This window comes from Endozoicomonas sp. (genome assembly GCF_965196975.1).
Classification (GTDB): Bacteria; Pseudomonadota; Gammaproteobacteria; order Pseudomonadales; family Endozoicomonadaceae; genus Endozoicomonas.
This window is the reverse complement of the sequence record NZ_OZ239981.1, coordinates 2,858,545-2,876,142: the sequence shown is the minus strand read 5'-3', so window position 1 is coordinate 2,876,142 and position 17,598 is coordinate 2,858,545. Positions and strand designations below refer to the sequence as shown.

At 46.0% G+C, this 17,598-nt stretch carries 22 protein-coding genes; 10 read left to right on the top strand and 12 right to left on the bottom strand.

Going from position 1 to position 17,598, the window contains the following annotated elements; translation table 11 throughout:
* Position 1: 1 nt before the first annotated feature.
* Entirely contained in the window at positions 2 to 1,006 is a 1,005-nt protein-coding gene (locus tag ACOCLE_RS13005; protein WP_419537035.1) for a phospholipase A, read from the bottom strand.
* 127 nt (positions 1,007 to 1,133) lie between these two features.
* The gene (locus tag ACOCLE_RS13000; RefSeq protein WP_419537034.1) at positions 1,134 to 2,174 is read right to left on the bottom strand and encodes a hypothetical protein; all 1,041 of its coding nucleotides are present in this window, start codon (positions 2,172 to 2,174) and stop codon (positions 1,134 to 1,136) included.
* A gap of 97 nt (positions 2,175 to 2,271) precedes the next feature.
* Here ACOCLE_RS13000 and ACOCLE_RS12995 point away from each other — a divergent pair, with 97 nt between their 5' ends.
* Entirely contained in the window at positions 2,272 to 3,552 is a 1,281-nt protein-coding gene (locus ACOCLE_RS12995; protein WP_419532972.1) for an ISKra4 family transposase, read from the top strand.
* On the opposite strand, the gene ACOCLE_RS12990 is transcribed toward ACOCLE_RS12995, so the two are convergent.
* The 3 genes from ACOCLE_RS12990 to ACOCLE_RS12980 all read right to left on the bottom strand — a co-directional run bounded on the left by ACOCLE_RS12990 (position 3,547) and on the right by ACOCLE_RS12980 (position 5,893).
* Complete coding sequence (locus ACOCLE_RS12990; protein ID WP_419537033.1) at positions 3,547 to 3,810, bottom strand: hypothetical protein; 264 nt, start codon at positions 3,808 to 3,810, stop codon at positions 3,547 to 3,549. The two genes, ACOCLE_RS12995 and ACOCLE_RS12990, sit on opposite strands and share 6 nt — an antisense overlap.
* 341 nt (positions 3,811 to 4,151) lie before the next feature.
* A complete protein-coding gene (locus tag ACOCLE_RS12985) occupies positions 4,152 to 5,474 on the bottom strand; it encodes an MFS transporter (protein ID WP_419537032.1) in 1,323 nt (440 codons plus the stop codon).
* Positions 5,474 to 5,893: a nuclear transport factor 2 family protein gene (locus ACOCLE_RS12980; RefSeq protein WP_419537031.1), complete on the bottom strand. Its 420-nt coding sequence runs from the start codon at positions 5,891 to 5,893 to the stop codon at positions 5,474 to 5,476. The genes ACOCLE_RS12985 and ACOCLE_RS12980 overlap by 1 nt, the downstream gene beginning before the upstream one ends.
* 386 nt (positions 5,894 to 6,279) lie before the next feature.
* On the opposite strand from ACOCLE_RS12980, the gene ACOCLE_RS12975 reads away from it, so the two are divergent.
* Together ACOCLE_RS12975 and ACOCLE_RS12970 are read left to right on the top strand one after the other, a co-directional pair.
* Positions 6,280 to 7,653, top strand: coding sequence for a hypothetical protein (locus tag ACOCLE_RS12975; RefSeq protein WP_419537030.1), 1,374 nt, complete (start codon positions 6,280 to 6,282; stop codon positions 7,651 to 7,653).
* Positions 7,654 to 7,701: 48 nt separating this feature from the next.
* Positions 7,702 to 8,367, top strand: a complete 666-nt coding sequence (locus ACOCLE_RS12970) for a metallophosphoesterase (protein WP_419537029.1) — start codon at positions 7,702 to 7,704, stop codon at positions 8,365 to 8,367.
* Between the two features lie 8 nt (positions 8,368 to 8,375).
* Here the strand turns inward: ACOCLE_RS12970 and ACOCLE_RS12965 are convergent, their stop codons facing one another.
* Positions 8,376 to 9,044 (bottom strand): NAD(P)H-dependent oxidoreductase, encoded by a 669-nt coding sequence (locus tag ACOCLE_RS12965; RefSeq protein ID WP_419537028.1) that lies wholly within the window; start codon positions 9,042 to 9,044, stop codon positions 8,376 to 8,378.
* Positions 9,045 to 9,201: 157 nt separating this feature from the next.
* On the opposite strand from ACOCLE_RS12965, the gene ACOCLE_RS12960 reads away from it, so the two are divergent.
* The 3 genes from ACOCLE_RS12960 to ACOCLE_RS12950 all read left to right on the top strand — a co-directional run bounded on the left by ACOCLE_RS12960 (position 9,202) and on the right by ACOCLE_RS12950 (position 10,731).
* Positions 9,202 to 9,570 (top strand): winged helix-turn-helix transcriptional regulator, encoded by a 369-nt coding sequence (locus ACOCLE_RS12960; protein ID WP_419537027.1) that lies wholly within the window; start codon positions 9,202 to 9,204, stop codon positions 9,568 to 9,570.
* Positions 9,571 to 9,619: 49 nt separating this feature from the next.
* Entirely contained in the window at positions 9,620 to 10,123 is a 504-nt protein-coding gene (locus ACOCLE_RS12955; RefSeq protein WP_419537026.1) for an 8-oxo-dGTP diphosphatase, read from the top strand.
* A gap of 143 nt (positions 10,124 to 10,266) precedes the next feature.
* The gene (locus ACOCLE_RS12950) at positions 10,267 to 10,731 is read left to right on the top strand and encodes an Hsp20 family protein (protein ID WP_066012993.1); all 465 of its coding nucleotides are present in this window, start codon (positions 10,267 to 10,269) and stop codon (positions 10,729 to 10,731) included.
* A gap of 3 nt (positions 10,732 to 10,734) precedes the next feature.
* Here the strand turns inward: ACOCLE_RS12950 and ACOCLE_RS12945 are convergent, their stop codons facing one another.
* Positions 10,735 to 11,550, bottom strand: coding sequence for a TatD family hydrolase (locus tag ACOCLE_RS12945; RefSeq protein ID WP_419537025.1), 816 nt, complete (start codon positions 11,548 to 11,550; stop codon positions 10,735 to 10,737).
* A gap of 69 nt (positions 11,551 to 11,619) precedes the next feature.
* Between ACOCLE_RS12945 and ACOCLE_RS12940 the strand changes: the two genes are divergently transcribed.
* On the top strand, positions 11,620 to 12,162 hold the full coding sequence (locus tag ACOCLE_RS12940; protein ID WP_419537024.1) for a hypothetical protein: 543 nt from the start codon (positions 11,620 to 11,622) through the stop codon (positions 12,160 to 12,162).
* Between the two features lie 46 nt (positions 12,163 to 12,208).
* On the top strand, positions 12,209 to 12,760 hold the full coding sequence (locus ACOCLE_RS12935; protein WP_419537023.1) for a copper chaperone PCu(A)C: 552 nt from the start codon (positions 12,209 to 12,211) through the stop codon (positions 12,758 to 12,760).
* 94 nt (positions 12,761 to 12,854) lie between these two features.
* On the opposite strand, the gene ACOCLE_RS12930 is transcribed toward ACOCLE_RS12935, so the two are convergent.
* Positions 12,855 to 13,247, bottom strand: coding sequence for a DUF2750 domain-containing protein (locus tag ACOCLE_RS12930; RefSeq protein WP_419537022.1), 393 nt, complete (start codon positions 13,245 to 13,247; stop codon positions 12,855 to 12,857).
* Between the two features lie 123 nt (positions 13,248 to 13,370).
* On the opposite strand from ACOCLE_RS12930, the gene ACOCLE_RS12925 reads away from it, so the two are divergent.
* Together ACOCLE_RS12925 and ACOCLE_RS12920 are read left to right on the top strand one after the other, a co-directional pair.
* Complete coding sequence (locus ACOCLE_RS12925) at positions 13,371 to 13,835, top strand: methyltransferase family protein (RefSeq protein WP_419537021.1); 465 nt, start codon at positions 13,371 to 13,373, stop codon at positions 13,833 to 13,835.
* Between the two features lie 83 nt (positions 13,836 to 13,918).
* A complete protein-coding gene (locus ACOCLE_RS12920; protein ID WP_419537020.1) occupies positions 13,919 to 14,530 on the top strand; it encodes a hypothetical protein in 612 nt (203 codons plus the stop codon).
* Between the two features lie 20 nt (positions 14,531 to 14,550).
* Here the strand turns inward: ACOCLE_RS12920 and ACOCLE_RS12915 are convergent, their stop codons facing one another.
* The 4 genes from ACOCLE_RS12915 to ACOCLE_RS12900 all read right to left on the bottom strand — a co-directional run bounded on the left by ACOCLE_RS12915 (position 14,551) and on the right by ACOCLE_RS12900 (position 17,515).
* The gene (locus tag ACOCLE_RS12915; protein ID WP_419537019.1) at positions 14,551 to 15,141 is read right to left on the bottom strand and encodes a hypothetical protein; all 591 of its coding nucleotides are present in this window, start codon (positions 15,139 to 15,141) and stop codon (positions 14,551 to 14,553) included.
* 111 nt (positions 15,142 to 15,252) lie between these two features.
* The gene (gene tnpC / locus ACOCLE_RS12910) at positions 15,253 to 16,758 is read right to left on the bottom strand and encodes an IS66 family transposase (RefSeq protein ID WP_419532963.1); all 1,506 of its coding nucleotides are present in this window, start codon (positions 16,756 to 16,758) and stop codon (positions 15,253 to 15,255) included.
* 85 nt (positions 16,759 to 16,843) lie between these two features.
* On the bottom strand, positions 16,844 to 17,071 hold the full coding sequence (locus ACOCLE_RS12905; protein ID WP_419537018.1) for a TetR/AcrR family transcriptional regulator: 228 nt from the start codon (positions 17,069 to 17,071) through the stop codon (positions 16,844 to 16,846).
* 249 nt (positions 17,072 to 17,320) lie between these two features.
* On the bottom strand, positions 17,321 to 17,515 hold the full coding sequence (locus tag ACOCLE_RS12900) for a DUF4250 domain-containing protein (RefSeq protein WP_419537017.1): 195 nt from the start codon (positions 17,513 to 17,515) through the stop codon (positions 17,321 to 17,323).
* Between the last annotated feature and the right edge of the window lie 83 nt (positions 17,516 to 17,598).

The following is a 17,598-nucleotide window of genomic DNA, read 5'->3' as shown; positions in this document are numbered from 1 at the left end:
TCTATAACCAGTCGGTCAACATGACACCAACGCTCAGTCGATTAGCACTGTCATTGTAATCAATCAGGCTTTCACCGTAGCCATTGAAATATTGAATATAACCCCGGAACCTTTTGTTGATAGGAAAGGACCAGTCCAGCTGAACTGCACCTTTGTTATCACTGCGCAGGTTGTTTCTTAAGGTCATACCCAGGTTATGCTCCTGAACCTGATAGCCCAAGTGGAGTTCTCCATAACCCATGTATTTTTCAATATCAGGGTTATCATCTCCTTTGGAGCTGTTCTCCTGACCTGGCTCTTTTTCTGATTCGGGAATTCGCCACCAGGGTTTGATGCTCAATGCAAAATTGTTTTTTGAAAAAACAAACTGGGCATAGATGCGGTTCCAGCTGCGGGAGAGTTCGCCACTGCGCCCATTGGACTGATGCGTTATGCCTGCAGCAATGCCATTCAGGTCAAATCCCCAAAGCTGATACTCGGTGGGGAATACCATAAATACTTCCGGTTCGTGATTGGTTTCCCGAAAGGGGGCAGAGTTACTGTTGTATGCCTGCCACCATGAAGTGTTGGTGTAAGCTACATACAAGTCCCCATAACCATTGAATATCCCCTGAGCCAGAGGAGCCTTAACACTGAGTTGAAACTTGATCTCAGTGCTGGAGAAGTCATCAATATTCCGAACTTCAAAGGGGGTTTCATTAGGACTTTTATTGTAAGAAACAGGTAGCAGATAGTTTGGGCGGTGGGGGGTAATAGCAAACCGGTTATCCAGGGTTTCTTCTTCTTCCTGAACCCGCTGTTCAACGACACTGTCTATTTCTACAGGTTCTTCTTCCGTACTTATTTGGCACTGTTGACGGATCTCTGCCAGTGTAAGTGACCCATCACCCTCTTTGAGTTGTTTGAATAAACAGTCTTCATAAGTGTCAGAGTAAGCAGTTACTGGGAGCAGGCACAGTGTGAGTACTGAAAGAACAGTACCTTTTTCCCGGGTCAAAGATGTCATTCTGAAACCTTATATTTATTATTCAAGGCAGTGTATGTATTTGTGTAATTATTATCAGGCCATGGTTGTGTGATTACAATAAAAGAGTTAGTCCGTTTCTGGCGCACCCCTTTAGTATAAATGTTGGTTAGAGTACAGTTTTACTCAGTTTTTCTGTTAATAGTGTCGTTATTACTTTTTCCGGAACATTTGGGATCTCTTCATCGTTGCCGGCACTCTCTGCTTTAAGAATACCTAAATCCAGTTCGTCGTCTCCATGGGGAATTTCCTGTAAGTTAGTTGTGAATTGAATATTCTGCTGATCCACTCTTTCTTTGCACTCATTCAGACATTTGAACCAGTGACGTGGGTTCGTGACAGGGCTATTTTCGCTGCCTTCAAAGTACGGACAGCCGGCAACATTACTACGAATGACACAGGGAACCCCATTTTTCCGTACTGAGACAGTGATTTTTGATGCATCACCCTCATCCCGGGTATGGTGAACATTAAATCCAGCTTGATAGTCTGGGTTTTCCCGCTCCCAGCAGGCAGTTAAGAAAGCAGACGTTGTCTCAAAAAGAAGTTGGTTTCTAAATACCCCAAATTGTTCCTTTAAACATACAGGTAACTGCAGGGATAACTCATCATCCTGTCCCTTCCAGGTAAGACTAAATTCTACATAAAGGTTTGATGGAGAAAACTCGTGAGAGTTTCCAGCTGGGTACATGTGAATTGCTGGCATAAACGGTCCAACATCCATACCTAACTCGTTGAAGCACTCAGTCATTATCGTTAAAACTTTCATTTGCTTTTCAATATCAACCTGATTTGTAAATATCTCTAACCACTGAGTTAAATCTAACTCACATAAACTAGGCTCCGTTACTCCAAGTCTATCGAGTTGACTTTGTTCTCTGATAAAGAATGCTTTCAACTGTCTTATATTGTCCACCCACTGCTCAAAGGTAAGATCTTCATTTTCCTCCGGATTAATAAAATTACTAAACACCTGTTCACAGTACTCGGTAAATTCTTGCTTCTCATCATCAGATGCTTTATCAAACTCCTCCTTAAAGAAGTTAAAAAACTCTTCTACAGCACCAATATTTTCAAGAAAAAGACTTGAGCTATCCGATTCATGCTCATTATCAAGGATTTCAGGATGGGGATGCTCCGGCTGGCTCATTTTTACATCCGGGGGGGTGCTCTCTCTGAATGATTGAAACAATAGTGCTCTATTTTCACAGCTACTATGGGAACACCACTCATAATAGTTAACTGTCATGCCCGCTTCTGTTATTTCCAGCTCTACCAAAAGCATCGTTTTGCAAATTGAAGTTTCTATAGATTCAGGCAACATGCTGAATCTTGAAGATAGTTTACAGCGTGCACTCAATGAAGCCGGGCAGCTTGGAACAAAAGAGTTATTGGGGCTATTTGAATCACCCAATAAAGAACCTATCGTCGTTAATCAGCAGAAGTGGAACTACAAAGGAAAGGTTCTTAAGCACTATGAAACCTTATACGGTCGTATACCTTTGGAGCGCTCCGTATATCAGGGTGTCAGAGGTGGCAGTACTCTGGCAGCACTTGATCTTCGTGCCGGTATTATTGGTTCAGCTACCCCCAAATTTGCCAAGTCTATCGCCTGGAAATACAGCCAGATGCCAGCGCCTGCGGTAAAAGAAGATTTTGAGACCAACCATCAAAGGACGCTTTCAAATTCTTATATCAAGCATTTATCGGACAGAGTAGGTGCATTAATTGAAGACCAGCAAGACACTCACTACCACCTTCCTCCACTAAAAGAGCCTGTTGAAACAATAGCCATTGGTCTGGATGGAACCTGCATGCTGCTTTGTGAAGAAGGCTGGAGGGAAGCCATGTGTGGGACATTGAGCCTATATTCTGCAGATGGAGACAGGCTCCACACGATATATACAGCCAGTTCGCCAGAGTATGGTAAACAAAGCTTTATGAGCAAGCTCGACGAGGAGATTGCAGATCTAAAACGACTCTACCCAAATGCCACATACATCGGGGTAGCTGACGGGGCTAGAGAAAACTGGAGTTATTTGAAACAACATACCTCTGGGCAGATACTCGATTTTTATCATGCATCTGAATATTTAGCTGGAGCAGCGGAAGCACTGTTTCCAACCAGTAAGGCGAAGCGACACCAGTGGCTTGAAGACAGGCTACATAGTTTGAAAAACAAGCGTGGAGCAGCCAAAAAAATCCTTCAGGAAATTGAATCAGCCGAGCTCCCGAAAAAGACAATCGCACTGACAGAGAAGCGCTACAAAGCTGTGAGCTATTTTACAAACAATCACCAGTTAATGAATTATCATCAGGCGCTTAAACGCCATTGGCCAATAGGTTCAGGAGTTACTGAAGCGGCTTGTAAGACTCTGGTAAAGCAACGATTATGTGGTTCTGGAATGAGGTGGAAAGCAACAGGAGCGGAAGTGCTTTTGACAACAAGAGCACTGATCCAGAGTAAGGGGCGCTGGGAACAACTTTGGTCTGAGTTCATGACTGGAAAGGTTGAAGCTAACCTATGAGTCAGTTATCAAATTGAGAGAGCACCCATCCGGGGTTTCAAGTACATCAATGCTATGAGCTTCTACATGAGTATTGTCAGATAAAGTAACCCCTTCCAGTTTTTCAGAAAGCCCTTTTGTTGGTATAGGATCGTCCACAGAACTTTTCCGAAAACCAAATGCCATTTCAGCCTGCTCATTATGATCTTTTGGAGGCTGTGTTGGCTCTGGGTTACTAACAACAAATCCGGATTTGCCACTCTGGTTTGTGGATTCCATATTTTTTACCAAATTTTTTATTAATACTGAGCTTTGGACAGCCTTTTGCCTTGTCGGTTTCTTAGGAATCAGAAAAGCCTGGAATTTGGAAAAATACCCTGTATTACAGGAGAGAGTGAAGCGATTTTCTGATTAATATTTTATTGAGGCTTTGATAAATACATCAATACTCAAGATATTAATGTCCTCCAGGCTCCTGAGGGAAGAGTATCAACTGATTTCTTCAAAGTCAGAGCCTATTTATCCTAATCTGAATAACGTCGTCTAAAGTATGAATTTCAGGGGGGCTTTTCTTAGATGAAACTGATTAATTTCTCACCCCCTGTAATTTAAAAGACGATTTACTGACTGGACTTGGTTTCGTCAGCCTCATTATCAGTAACCAACTGAACATTTGGCCAGGGAATAAATAAGGCTATCAGGCTGATTACCGCAATGATAGAAAGATAAATAGCAGGCCCTGATGAATTATCAGAGTATTTAGCTAACAGTGTTGATGTAAATGGCGCAATACCACCGAAAATAGCAAATCCTATATTGTAACAGGTAGCAATGCCTGTATAGCGAACTTCTGTTGGAAAGAAGCTGATCAGTAGTGGTGGCAAAGCTCCTGATGCTGTTGCAGCTAAAAGTCCGCAGATCAGCATGATCTTATTAAGCTCGGCGGCTGGTGAAGAAAAGTACTGGAATGCAGGCCAGGATATAGTGGCAATAACAACCGCCATAACCCCAAGAATAAGCTTGTGATTAACCAGGTCGGATAGCATTCCGAATATCAGGCAGAGCGGTGACAGCATCAAAAACGCCAGGGTGGTGTGCCATGCAACGGCTTCTTTGGGGAAGTTCAACAGCGAAGAGAGGTAGCTTGGCATATAAATGCCATAGATGGTTACGGCTGCCCCACACAGTCCAATGGTCATGAATCCACAGATAACCCCTCGGATATGCTGCTTAAAAAGAAGAGCAATGGGGATGGAGGTCTGTGCCTTGCTCTGGTTCAGAGCTTCAAATAAACCGGATTCGGAAAAATGCTTGCGGATGTGATAGCTGATGACTCCAAGAGCACCGCCAACCCAGAAAGGGACACGCCAGCCCCATTCTCTCATGTCTTCGGCCGAGAGGTGCATTTCCAATATACCATGAATGAATGTACCAAATGATACGCCAATCATATTTGCAAGAAATAGAATGCCTATTACCAATCCACGCCTTTCTGGCGTACTTTCACTCAGATAGGTGATAGCCCCAGGAATTTCTCCTCCCAGTGAGAAACCCTGAAGCAGGCGTAATAGGATCAGTGTGATTGGGGCTGCTGCGCCGATACTGTTCCACCCTGGTAGGCAGCCCATTAAGGTTGTAGTTACCGCCATCAAAAAGATGGAAAACGTAAAGGTTTTTTTACGGCCATAGCGGTCACCAAAATGACCGAAGATGATACCGCCCAACGGGCGGGTAAGATAACCAATAGCAAACGTTGCAAACGTGCTGAGTAATGACGCGATATGGGTTTCTGCGGGGAAAAAAATATCGGCAATATAACTGGCCATCAAACCATATATCAGGAAATCATAGATTTCCAACATGCCTCCCAGCGAAACGGAAGATGCAAGCTTGTATTGGCTGGAAGAGGCTGAAATACATCGTTTGGGGATGGTTTGAGTCATTAGTCCGGTAAAAAGTGGGTTGGTGAAACGTGCAGATGACTGATAAACCACCTGCCATTGTGTTGTTTTAGCAAATGAGTGGCTCTCAGGGACTGTTCTTCTTCAAGCTCTTCCTCCCCCAGCTTTCTTAGCGTTGATAGCACCCATAGGCTGCCAGAAACGATGGTACTTTCATCTGCATAAACTTCTTCAACCCGGAAGTTGACTGACTTGATATCAAACAGCCGGAACAGCTCTTCATACCAGAGTGTCAGCTGATCAATTGACGTGATGGTGTCACCTTCAGCGTTCCAGAATAAAAGGCTGGAATCACGGTTGTAATGACCAATGATGGAGTCCAGATCCTTATTGCAATAGCTGCGGGCTATCTCCGTGAAATACTGGTCTATCAGCTTGGTGGCCAGGTTGAGGTCAGCCATGGCTGTTTTCCCCCCTGTCTATTGATTCAATGCCAAATGGTTATCGGGATTGGAATATCGATTAAGGATAGCCCTCGTTTTGAGTGCCGCTTTAAAAAAAGCAATGTGGTTATGAATTTAAAAATGGTCGAGATCACTGCGGATGAGGGCAGACATTATATATCTTTACGGAATAATGACGCTTTCATGTGGCTGACTAAACCCGCAGCATCTATCTTTCTTAGCATCCCTGAGGCCTGTTGCTGCATGCTTTGGAGACAGATATTGGTGTTGGTCATGTGGCGGCAGGTGTAATCAATCTCCTGTCTGATTGAGGCTACTCATTCCCACGGAGTCTACCTGTATCCGTTTTCGATCGGAGCAACCTCCAGAAAAGAAAACTCACCATGAGAACAAAGACCTTTTCCTGGGTTTCGCTGGTTTTTTTGCTGGTGGCCAGCCTGTCGATTGTGGCTGAAAACCGGCTGGACCCTATAAGGCAGTATATCCAGAAACATTTTGAAGGCCGTCTAGACATTACGCAGGAACAGATAGAGCAACTCTCATGGGTGTTGGACAATCCCATATCTACACCTGAGCTGTCTGAACAAATACCGTCAATACCAATCCATCGGGAAGTGCCAAGAGCGTTATCCCGGTTGTATTGCCTGCAACTGTTGAGAAGAGGGTCACATGAAGACTATGAGACCTTTATTAGGCCTCAGGTCAATCCTGAAGCTCCCAAGCTGACTGAAGCGTCATTTCGTCAGCTTTCTAGGGAGATTGCCAGGCTGGATTCTGTCTCTTATGAAGTAATTCAGGCGGCAGCCATTCTGGATGCGGTCACGCTATCTCCAGAGGCTCGCAAGCGTGCAACTAACGTTCTGGGTAAGCCTTTTCCTGAAGATACGGTGGACTTTCTCTCTGTCACTGCACCCTATGCTGAGAAGATTTACCCGCTGGCTCGCTCGATTATTACAAAGCACCCCTCTGCAGCCCGGTTATTCGAAATTGTCTATCTGCCCCATAGCCACCTTCGCCATATGATGTATAACGAGGGCTCTTTGTCCATGTATACCGTGCTTAACACCGGGATACAGAACAAGAGCATCAGCAAAAATGACCTGAACTTATGGTACGACCATTGGGTCGTCAATATTGCCGGGTTCCGCGGTCATTCAGAGCCTGCAGGATCCGTTTACCTTACCCAGAATACCTGGCGCTCCATGAATCAACTGAAGTTACTGCTGGATAGACTCTTCCGGGAGCCGAAGATGAACCCCATGCAGGCCTATCTGCAAAAGCGGGGACAGTGGCTGCACCTGAATACGTTGACCAGGAACCCTAATGAATTCCTTGCCCTTGCCTCACTGGGGGCTTCTGCAAGGTTGTTTACTCCGGCCGAAGGAAGAGAGTTGTATGCCAGTTTTAAAGGTCTGCCAGAGAATGAACAAAAACAGTGGATTCAGCACAGCAGGCATCAGTTAACCGCTTTGGATACGCCATCTCCAACCTACGGGCCGGCAGTCTATGCCAATGCCATTGCGGTTGCCGGGTTGCCGGAAACCGTTCGTAAAGTGTTGCCAGTGATGCTCAGGGTTTATGAAGCAGCGGACCATATGAGGGCGGAAGGCCGGTTAGCAGCTAATGTGCCATTGTCCTTCCGTGAGCTGGCCCGGGAGCCAATGCTAACCCACATTTTGACCAGTCAGCGCCAATTTACCACCTCCATCAATCCTGATGATGGAGTGGCTAAACTGGTAATGAGGGCTGAACCATAAACTTGGACGTATAAACCTAAACTCTAATCAGAAATCCAGGGAGGATTTATGTTTTACCAGCACTTTCGTCAGAATGAAGTTGGTCGTGATTTTGTTATTGGCGATTTGCATGGAATGTATGATCTCCTGTTGTCCCTATTGGCCAACGCCGGCTTTGACCGGCAAAAAGACCGTTGTTTCAGTTGTGGCGACCTGATTGACCGGGGACCCGCTTCTGAGAAATGCCTTTCCCTGATGGATGAGCCGTGGTTCCACTGCGTCCGTGGCAATCATGAGCAGTGCATGATTGATACGGTAAGACACCCATCATCCCGTGAGATTGCAAAATGGGTGCTTTGTGGCGGTGACTGGCACCTGCAGGTTTCATCAGAAAAAATGAATCGGTATGCGGACAGGGCCTCAGAGCAGCCGGTTCTGATCTCGGTTGACCTGCCTGGAGACAGGCTGGCGGCAATTTGTCACGCAGAATACCCGTTGCCTGTCTGGGATCCGGGGAAAATAGAATCTGACCCGGAGCTGGTATGGGCGATGCAATGGTCCAGGTCCCGGATTCAAAGTGGTGACGAGTCAGCGGTTAAAGGCATTGACCACATATTCTGTGGCCATACCATTGTTGATCAACCCGTCACTCTGGGAAATACCCATTTTATTGATACGGGCGGATTTGAGAGCAACAATCTAACGCTGCTATGCCTCAGCGAACTTGCTGAGTGAGCTGGCGCTCAGTGCCATTCGACAACGGCTTCCTGCCCGTGACGAGTTTTTGGGTAAGGCTCGTTTTCCCGGTAGCCGAAAGCGACCATGACACTGACGCCAAACTCGCGGCTGTCCAACAGGCCTTCCTGTGCCATTAGTGGCTCCAGCTTTTCCCGGTCAAAACCTTCAATCGGGCAGGAGTCAATGCCAATCTGAGCAGCTACGCTCATCATATTACCGAGTGCGATATAAGTCTGTTTACAGGCCCAGTCAAACATGGCTCTGGGAGATTCGGTCAGCCGGAAGTCACTGTTTTGAAAGTCACGGTAGAACTCGCTGATCATATCCACAACATCTTCAGGCAGCTGTTTCACATGACGCATATGGTCCAGGATATATTCAGACTCATAATGCATGCTGTTTTCTTTGCGGGCCAGAATGATGACAAAATGACTGGCTGTTGGTAACTGTCCCTGGGCCCCCCAGCTGACGGTTTTGATCTTTTCCCTCAATTCCGGATTCTGGATCACCAGAAACTTCCAGGGCTCAAAGCCAAATGAACTGGGGGAAAGGCGTCCGGCTTCCAGAATGAAATCAAAATCCTCATCGGATATTTTCCGACTTGCATCAAAGCTTTTGCAGGCGTGACGGAAGTTGAAAGCATCCAGAATTTGTTTACGCAGGGCAGTGTTCATTGTTCAGACCATATACAACAGTAGTCGAGGGCTGCATTCTATTGTCGTCAGGATAAAATAGGAAGAAAGCACAAAAATGATAGGTAGTATATTGAATTGTATTTAAGTACCAATTTTATACTATTGAGTGGCTTTATCGACATCAGGAGTATCAGGGGTGCGTGGAGAACAGGAATATCTTGCGGGTGGCAAACCCTGTCCAGTGGAAGTGACGCAGGAAATTATTGGGGGTAAGTGGAAGGGCGTGATTCTCTATAAGCTGTTGGAGTCTGGCTGTCTGCGGTTCAGCGAGCTGAAGAGACGCCTGCCACGAATAACGCAGAGGATGCTGACTCTTCAGTTGCGAAGTCTGGAGGACGATGGGCTGGTGACACGAACGATTTATCCGGAAGTACCACCCAGAGTGGAGTATCAGCTGACGGAACTGGGCAAAACCCTCAGGCCGGTTATCGACAGTCTGATGCAGTGGGGGTTGTTTTACGAGGAGGCAAAAGCTGCCACAGATAGCAATAATGCTGCCTCCTAACGTGAAGCTGAGGTATGTTAAATATCTTTAAACAGGCAGGAATTGATTCATGCAAACATTGCAGGATATTGACTGGGACTCCTGGCAGGCCAAAGACCCCGCTACGCTGACGTTTGTTATCAAGGATGAGCAAATTCTGCTGATTCGTAAAAAGCGTGGATTAGGGGCTGGAAAAATCAATGGGCCAGGAGGGCGGCTTGAGTCTGGTGAAACCCTGCTGGAGTGTGCGATCCGTGAAGTGCAGGAAGAGCTGTGCATCACTCCGGTTAATCCTGAGTTCTGTGGGGAGAGCCTTTTCCAGTTCACTGATGGTTACTCCATTCATGTGCATACCTATGTGGCAAGAGATTTCACCGGCTCACCGGAAGAGACGGATGAAGCCATACCGTTGTGGTTCTCCCTGGATCAGATCCCCTATGACGAGATGTGGGCAGACGACATTATCTGGATACCTGAGATGTTGAAGGGGAACACGTTCAAAGGACGCTATCTGTTCGATGGTGACCGGATGCTGGACCACCATCTGGACGTTTTTTTAAAAAAGATGGGTTAAAAAAAATCTGTCTGCAGGGTTGAAATTGGAATAAACGTACACATATTAGAGTTAACAGTGGCTCAAAGCAGCACTGTGAACCACGGCTTGTTCATTATGAAAAGCCGACTTAATCAACATATTGCTCTATTGAGGATATGACTATGCGTACTTTCGATTTTGATTTCACTCCCCTGTACCGCTCTGCTATCGGCTTTGACCGGATGGCTCACCTTCTGGAGTCCATGAACGCCGGGCACTCTCAGACTCCCAAAAATAATGGTTATCCTCCTTACAACATCGAACTGCTGGATGAGAACGAATACCGTATCACCATGGCGGTTGCCGGCTTTGCGGAAGATGAGCTGGAAATAGAAAGCCGTGAGGGCGTACTGATTGTTCAGGGTAAGAAAAAGCCAGACGATGCAGAGCGAAAATACCTGTATCAGGGCATTGCCGAGCGTAACTTTGAGCGCCGTTTCCAGCTGGCCGACTACGTTCGTGTAACCGGTGCGACCATGGACAATGGTCTCCTGCATATCGATCTTGAACGTGAAATTCCAGAGGCGATGAAGCCAAGAAAAATCAATATCGGCCAGAACAAGTTACTGGAAGCCGAAGGCGCTTAAACGTCATATTCTGAATAGCGTACGACAGTTATGAGAGGTGGCTTCTGCCACCTCCATTAAAGAGATTCCTCTCAGCTCTGCCAGGCACTCAGCAACCTGCTTCACTCTTCCTGGCTCATTTCTTTCTCCCTGATAGCCATTCAATGGCATATCCGGTGCATCGGTCTCAAGAACAATACTGTCGATTGGCAGGGTAGCTGCCAGATGTCTTGTTTTGCTGGCTCTTGGGTAGGTTATGCCACCACCAAATCCCAGTTTAAATCCCAACTTCAGGTATTCTTTAGCCTGTTGTTCACTGCCGGAAAAGGCGTGAATAATTCCGGTGCTCTCGGGTTTGAATTTTCGCAGTACTTTCAGTATCTCATCATGGCTTTTCCGGCTATGAATAATCAGCGGCATCTGGTGTAGACAGGCCAGTTTTACATGACCAGTAAACAAAGTGAGTTGTTTGTTCTTTGCCTGTGGGGTGATGTTACGGTCAAAAAAATCCAGCCCCGTTTCTCCTATGGCAACAACTCTTGAGGGACGTTGTTTTAGCAGCTTATCCAATACGTCAAGTTGCTCGAGACTGTGCTCAGCAATAAACCAGGGGTGAAGCCCAAGGGCCGTTACGACGCTTACAGAGCTCTCTTTAGAAATCACTTCTGATTCTTTGATGAGAGAGAGCCATTCTTGGTGTTTTGTCGCGGGAATACAAAGGTGACTGACGCTTTCCTTTTTTGCCTGACTCAATACCTTTGCACGATCAGTATCAAAATCCGAAAAATTAAGATGGCAATGGCTATCAAAAAGTGAGAGTTGATCGTTCCCTTGTGCCACGGTCTGTGCTTCCTCAAAAAGTGATTTCAGGAGAACGTTCTTCTGTTCTCTATAAGTAAAAAGCCTATAATGCGTACCTGCAAGTTAATTTTGATTCTAATAATGATGAAAAACGTGTCAAAGCACCTATCCCAGTTTCTCCTCTCGATAGCACTATTGCTCGGCTTACTGCTGGTATTTTATGTATCACGTTCGCTGAATAAGAGTGACACGCCTGTTGATAAGGCCGCGTTCCAAACCGTCAGTTACTGCAACACGTTCAAAGGGTGCCAGACCAGGGTAGGGGATGGTTCGATAACGCTTAGCATTTTGCCCGCGTCAATGCCGACGGGGCAGCCACTGGATATAAAGGCAGAAGTTTCCGGGCTTGCTGCTGAAAAGGTCAGCATGGAATTTGTCGGACGTGATATGCCCATGGGATTAATGCCCTTCAACTTGGAGAAACAATCTGGACACTTTTCAGGCACTGACCTGTATACTGGCACCGGCAGTATCACTTTTTGTACAACTGACAGCAAAATGGTCTGGGTCGCAAGGTTGAAAATTGAAACCAGAGAAGCGGTTCATACCATTTTTTTTGAGCTGGATAATGTAGAAGCAAGCTCACAGTAGATTGCTATTCTCCCATAATACTTCTAATGACGAGTGGAGTTGAGTAATGGAAGGTGGAACGATTTTGTATTCCAGAGTAGTCAGGGCTATGCGAACAGCCGTCAATAGTATGATGGCTCTGATGGTGCTAATAACGGCGCACACTGCTGTGGCTGCACAGAATGGACACAGTCATTCGCATTCCCATGCTCACTCAAAAGAGCATTCTAAACAAGAGTTGCAGTTACTGAATGCCAGTGCCCGTGCGACCAAGCCTGGGATGTCTTCATCGGCGGCTTATATGACCATTCAAAATGGCACTGATAAGGCAGTTCAGATTCGATCACTGACTAGCCCTGTAGCCAAGAAAACCGAGCTTCATACCACAGAAATGAACAATGGTATGATGAAAATGCGTCGTGTGGATAACTTAACTATCAATCCAGGCGATGAAGTCGAGCTAAAGCCGGGTGGCTATCATGTTATGCTGATGGGGCTTAAAAAGCCCATCGCAACCAACAGTAAAGTCCCGGTGACGATCACCTTCAGTAATGGCGATAAAAAGACCGTCGTTGCTCATGCAATGGATGAAATCAAAGGCCAGCATATGGCGCATTGAGTTTGGTTAATAAGTGGGGGATATTCCTTGCAGTTTATTTCAAAGGCACAGGAACCAATGTGTCTCTGTGCCTTTGAAGTTAATAAGAGCAAGATTATCCCTGCTCTAACTCTCCAAGAATGGCATCCTGCAATTCAGAAGGAGTTACAACAAGCCCCTCTTCTTCATCCACTGGGAATACTGCCAGCATGGTGTTATCGCGTTCCAGGCCTGGAGTCCAGCGCTCCAGCCATACTTCCAGAGTAATGGCCTTTGGCTGGCAGTCAGACCAGTCATCCACCGCCCAGGCTTTTGCGAAATCCGGATGGGGCCAGACAGGCAGACACTCTTCACCATCACTGGATGACAGCTCTACCCAACCCTCCGGGCTGTGCAGGCTCCAGATCTCTTCCCAGTCAGCCACCTTTTTCAGAAAGTAGTCATAACGCTCATGGTCAGGCAGTTTCTGAATGGATTCAAACTGTTTGTCGTTGAGTTTGTAAGTCATCAGTCATCAACGCTAGTGCAGTAAATAGTGGGAGGAGTGTATTACCTGCGTAGGATTGAAAGCAAATGGTGCGGTAGAATGGAGTTCTAAATTCTGGATAAAAGATAAGACAAGGAATATCCCGTGAAAAGCCTTGAACTGAAAATCCCCCCATTACTATTGGTTTTACTGTTTGGGGCTGCCATGTGGCTTGCCAGAAAGCATACCCCTCTGGGGTTTGATCTGAGTCGTGATATTCGGTTGGGGCTTTTTATACTGTTTTCCATGCTGGCATTTGGTGTGGCATTGGCCGGAGTGATCAGTTTCAGAAAACAGAAAACGACGGTTAACCCAGTCAGTCCTGAGGCGGCATCATCCCTGGTAATTACTGGTATCTATCAGTATACGAGAAACCCCATGTATCTTGGGTTTGCTATTTTTCTTATTGGCTGGGGGCTTTGGCTGACCAATATTCTAGCGCTATTACTGGTTCCGTTTTTTGTCCTTTACATGACCCGTTTTCAAATAATGGCAGAAGAAAAGGCTTTGGAAGCACTATTTGATGAACGTTTTCTCAGTTATAAGAAGTCTGTCAGACGTTGGTTGTAGGAATATCATGCTTCCAGCTGGCCATTGCACGTCTAATGAGGGTATAGTCGGCTCCCAAATTTATTTGGCTCGTTTTTTGAACTATGAAGTTGTATGGTCCTCCGCTAGTAGGTTTTTTATTAGCGGCAGTCGTTTTTGTGGTCAGGGAGCTTTGTCCATTCTGGTCAACTGTGGCTCTGACAGGTGAGATTCTTTTTTTCCTTTCTGGCTTGATCGCGGGTATACGATTACCAGACTTGGATTTATTGGCACCTGGTCTATCTCATCGCTCTGGAATCACCCATTCTTGCATACCAGCCCTTATTTTCTGGTACTTTGGGCTTTCACCTATAGCTGCTGGTTTAGCTTTGGGTATTGCTTTTCATCTGTCATCAGATCTGCAGCCAAAGTCGTGGACTGGTGGTGCGCTGATCAAGTTTCCTCTTATTGGCAGTATCGGTATGCTTTCGCCGTTTTGGTTGATTGCCAATGTGATTGGTTGTCTGGCGATTGCCATGGAGGTCGTTTTAGGTGAGCCGGTTGATGCCCGGCAAATGATATTAGCGCTTTGTATTGCAGGTGCTGGCTGGTATTTCTGGCGTGAAGAAAAGCGTCCGTTGCTACCTTTAATGATCTTGGGCTTTGGTATTTTACTGGTTCATGCGGTAAGGGGAGGAACATTATCCGTAAAGCTGGTCTGGCAGTATTTTGCTTAGTCATACTGCCGTCGTAAATTTTATGGCCCTATCAATTCAGGTTTGAATTCATAGAATTCAAGACCTGCCTGCTCGGATAAATTGCACCAGGTTGATGTGGCAAAATATATTCTATTGCCGAGTTCTTCGGCATTCCGTATACCGTTTACACAGGGGTTGCCAAAGCCATTATTCGTGAGCGTGTGTGGGATACCATCATTATCAAAATAGATCAGGTCTCCACCGGCAATAAACTCGTGGAGTCTGCCATTTCGCGTCATTTCTTCTCTTGCCCAGCTAAACAGGCTGGATGTCGGGCTGCTATCCCGGGAATGCTCCCAGAATGGAACGGGAACAGAAAAACCAGGATAGAGTAACATACGACTGGAGTCAGCTTCTCCCAACAGGTCGTGAACACCACTGAAGGCATCAAAAAAACCCCAGAAAAGGCGACCCTCTTTACTGAGTGACGTCCAGGAGTAAATATTGCCGGGATTTCCCATTCCGGCTTTGCCAAAGAGGGGTTTTACCCCCATATTGTTGGGTACGCTTTGCCACTTACCGTATTCATTGGCGATTTGAAAATGCTCGTAACCGTAGAGAAGCTCAGGTTCTGTTTCTCCTGAGGCCATTTCATCCAGTTGCTGGAGTGGGATTCGAAAGATGGAGGTCGCACGCCATTGGTTTTGTAAGAAGGTCTGTTCTTTACTCCGGGTTTCTGTGAGCTGATTGTAGAGTTGTAACTATTCAGCACCCAGCAAAGGCGTATTGTTGTAATTTCGAACCGCTTTAAGAAGCGCCTGAAATATGTTCAACCCCTGCTTTTTAGCAGATGATAAATAGCTTCGGATTCGGGTAAACATGGTACCTCCGTCTTCGCTTCTGAAGCAGCCTGAGATCTTCTGCTTAAGTTTGGCCATCCTGGCATCACGTTCACTGCCATTGTTATCGAAGGGAATTGAAAAGTCCGACATGAAGCGCAACGTTTCAACCTTAAACTCAATAAGCCTTTTGAACAGGTTGTAGGCCTTGGTATTCCTGACCTTCTTACGTCCAAGCACCTGTCGTTGTTTTTCCATATAAGCGGTTTCCTTCGTGAGAGCCCTTTGAAGGATTTGGTCGTATATCGTCTCAATGCGAAGCTGTATTGCACCAGGCATTTGAGTCAGACCGGCTGCTTTGTATTTCTTGCAGAAGTGCCAGGAGAGCGTAAGCAATTTCATCAGCCGCAGAGCCAGCTTATTCGCATCCCTATCGACAACTCCCTGAAGCTCTCTCAGATGATGGGCATTACAAAGCACATGCACTGCCGCATAGGCAAAGTAGGACTTCCAATGATCGTGAACCAGAATGCCTGCAAAAGTCAGCAGGATGCCCATTGCATCCATTGCTTCACAACCTCGCCTTTCTGAGAGGTAGTAAAGCGTCCATTGGTCATCTCGCATAATGTGTAACCACCACAGTGAACCGTCAACCCGCATGCCAGTTTCATCCGCTCCTGCAACCGGACTTTCTTGTAAAGCATCGCGGATACTCTGCTCAGTAGAGGCCAGGTTCTCATGGGTATAGGCAACAAAATTGGCAACAGAGCCTGCGCTGACACTCATGCAATAAATAGTATTGAAATACTCAGACACCCGGTGATATGGGATGAAGTGATACTGGTTTAAATGAACAGCCATTGCCTGAGTCACTTCTCCGTATTGAGCAGCGGCTTTCACTCCTTGGGGAAACTCAGCGGTGTTCCGTTTACCACAAGGACATACTTTAACGTCTGCCCAGTACGCGGTAACTTCAAATTCTCCGGGTCTACCTGGATCAAAAACCTGTCGCTCAATGTATTTGGTGGGTTTAATATCGATAAGCGAAGACTGGCAACAGCAACATTTTTCAACCTTCAGATGCCTGACATAATCGGGTAAGGCGACACGTCTCAAACAAGAGCCTTGATGACCTTTCTGGCCACCTGGTTTATTGCCTGAAGATGGTCTAAGGCTTTTGGGGTTCGGTGTTTCCTGTGAGGAGCAGGGGGCTTCTTTGGAAGATGTATCACCTTTATCACTCCCTTTTTTACTGGGCTTTTGATAACCATCTGACGATGGTGGCTTACTACTGTTTTGACTGTTTTTATTAACCCTTTCTTCCAGTTCGCTGCAACGTTCCCGTAAAAGCGCATTCTCGGTCCGAAGCTCTTCATTCTCTTTAAGGAGAGCTTCGGTAAACGGAGTAGCTGGGAAGTCTGGTTCCATACTGGAGATTTGTTAGAAAAATTGAGTATAAGATGATGGTCGAAAAATCAGAAAATTCCAGATTTATATGAAGGGTGCTGAATAGTTACAAGAAAAGAATACTGTCTACCAGTGTGCTGGCCAGGTTGTTGTGGTAACGCATAGCCTGCTCACATTCCGTTAGGCGCTCACCGGCATCTCGAATGAGTACCTGGTGTAACAGGTCGTCACCGTTTTTTATATATCGATAGAGAGTCGTCCGACTGACATTACCCTTTCTGGCAACATCATCCAGTGTCGTTCGGTTAACCCCCTTTGCAAGATAGCAGACCATGGCACTATCCAGTATATGGTGAAAGGTTTGCTGTGCCTTTGGACTCATTGTTGGCTGGAACTCTAACTATCAGGTTATGAAGACATTGTATTCGCTATTTATTGTTTCTATATCATCCAAAAATATTACAAATCATCTTTTTTTGTAATATTTTTGGAAGGTCGAATAGGGGAATCGCAATATTGGTAAAGAGGAAAGAGGAAAGAGGAAAGAGCTTATTGGCAAACAACAAGCTCTATAGAGCATCTGTTAGTCTTGAACAAACTGATTATTGACCGGCTGATAATGAAAACGGATTTTATGAAGCTGGTTCTCGATTTCCTGTTTGCTCATGTCCATCTCATCGGCCAGCTGATCCAGCGAGTTACACGTAAGCCTTAGCTTTTCGTTGACAATACCCAACAGGATAAAAGGGTTGAGATGCTCGGGGTGTCCGAGTTCCATGGTGACTCTCCGTTCAAGTCAGCTGTTGATAAAAAATACCACTCTCTTCATTGCCTAATGTGGGGTGGTATTTTTAGTTCGTG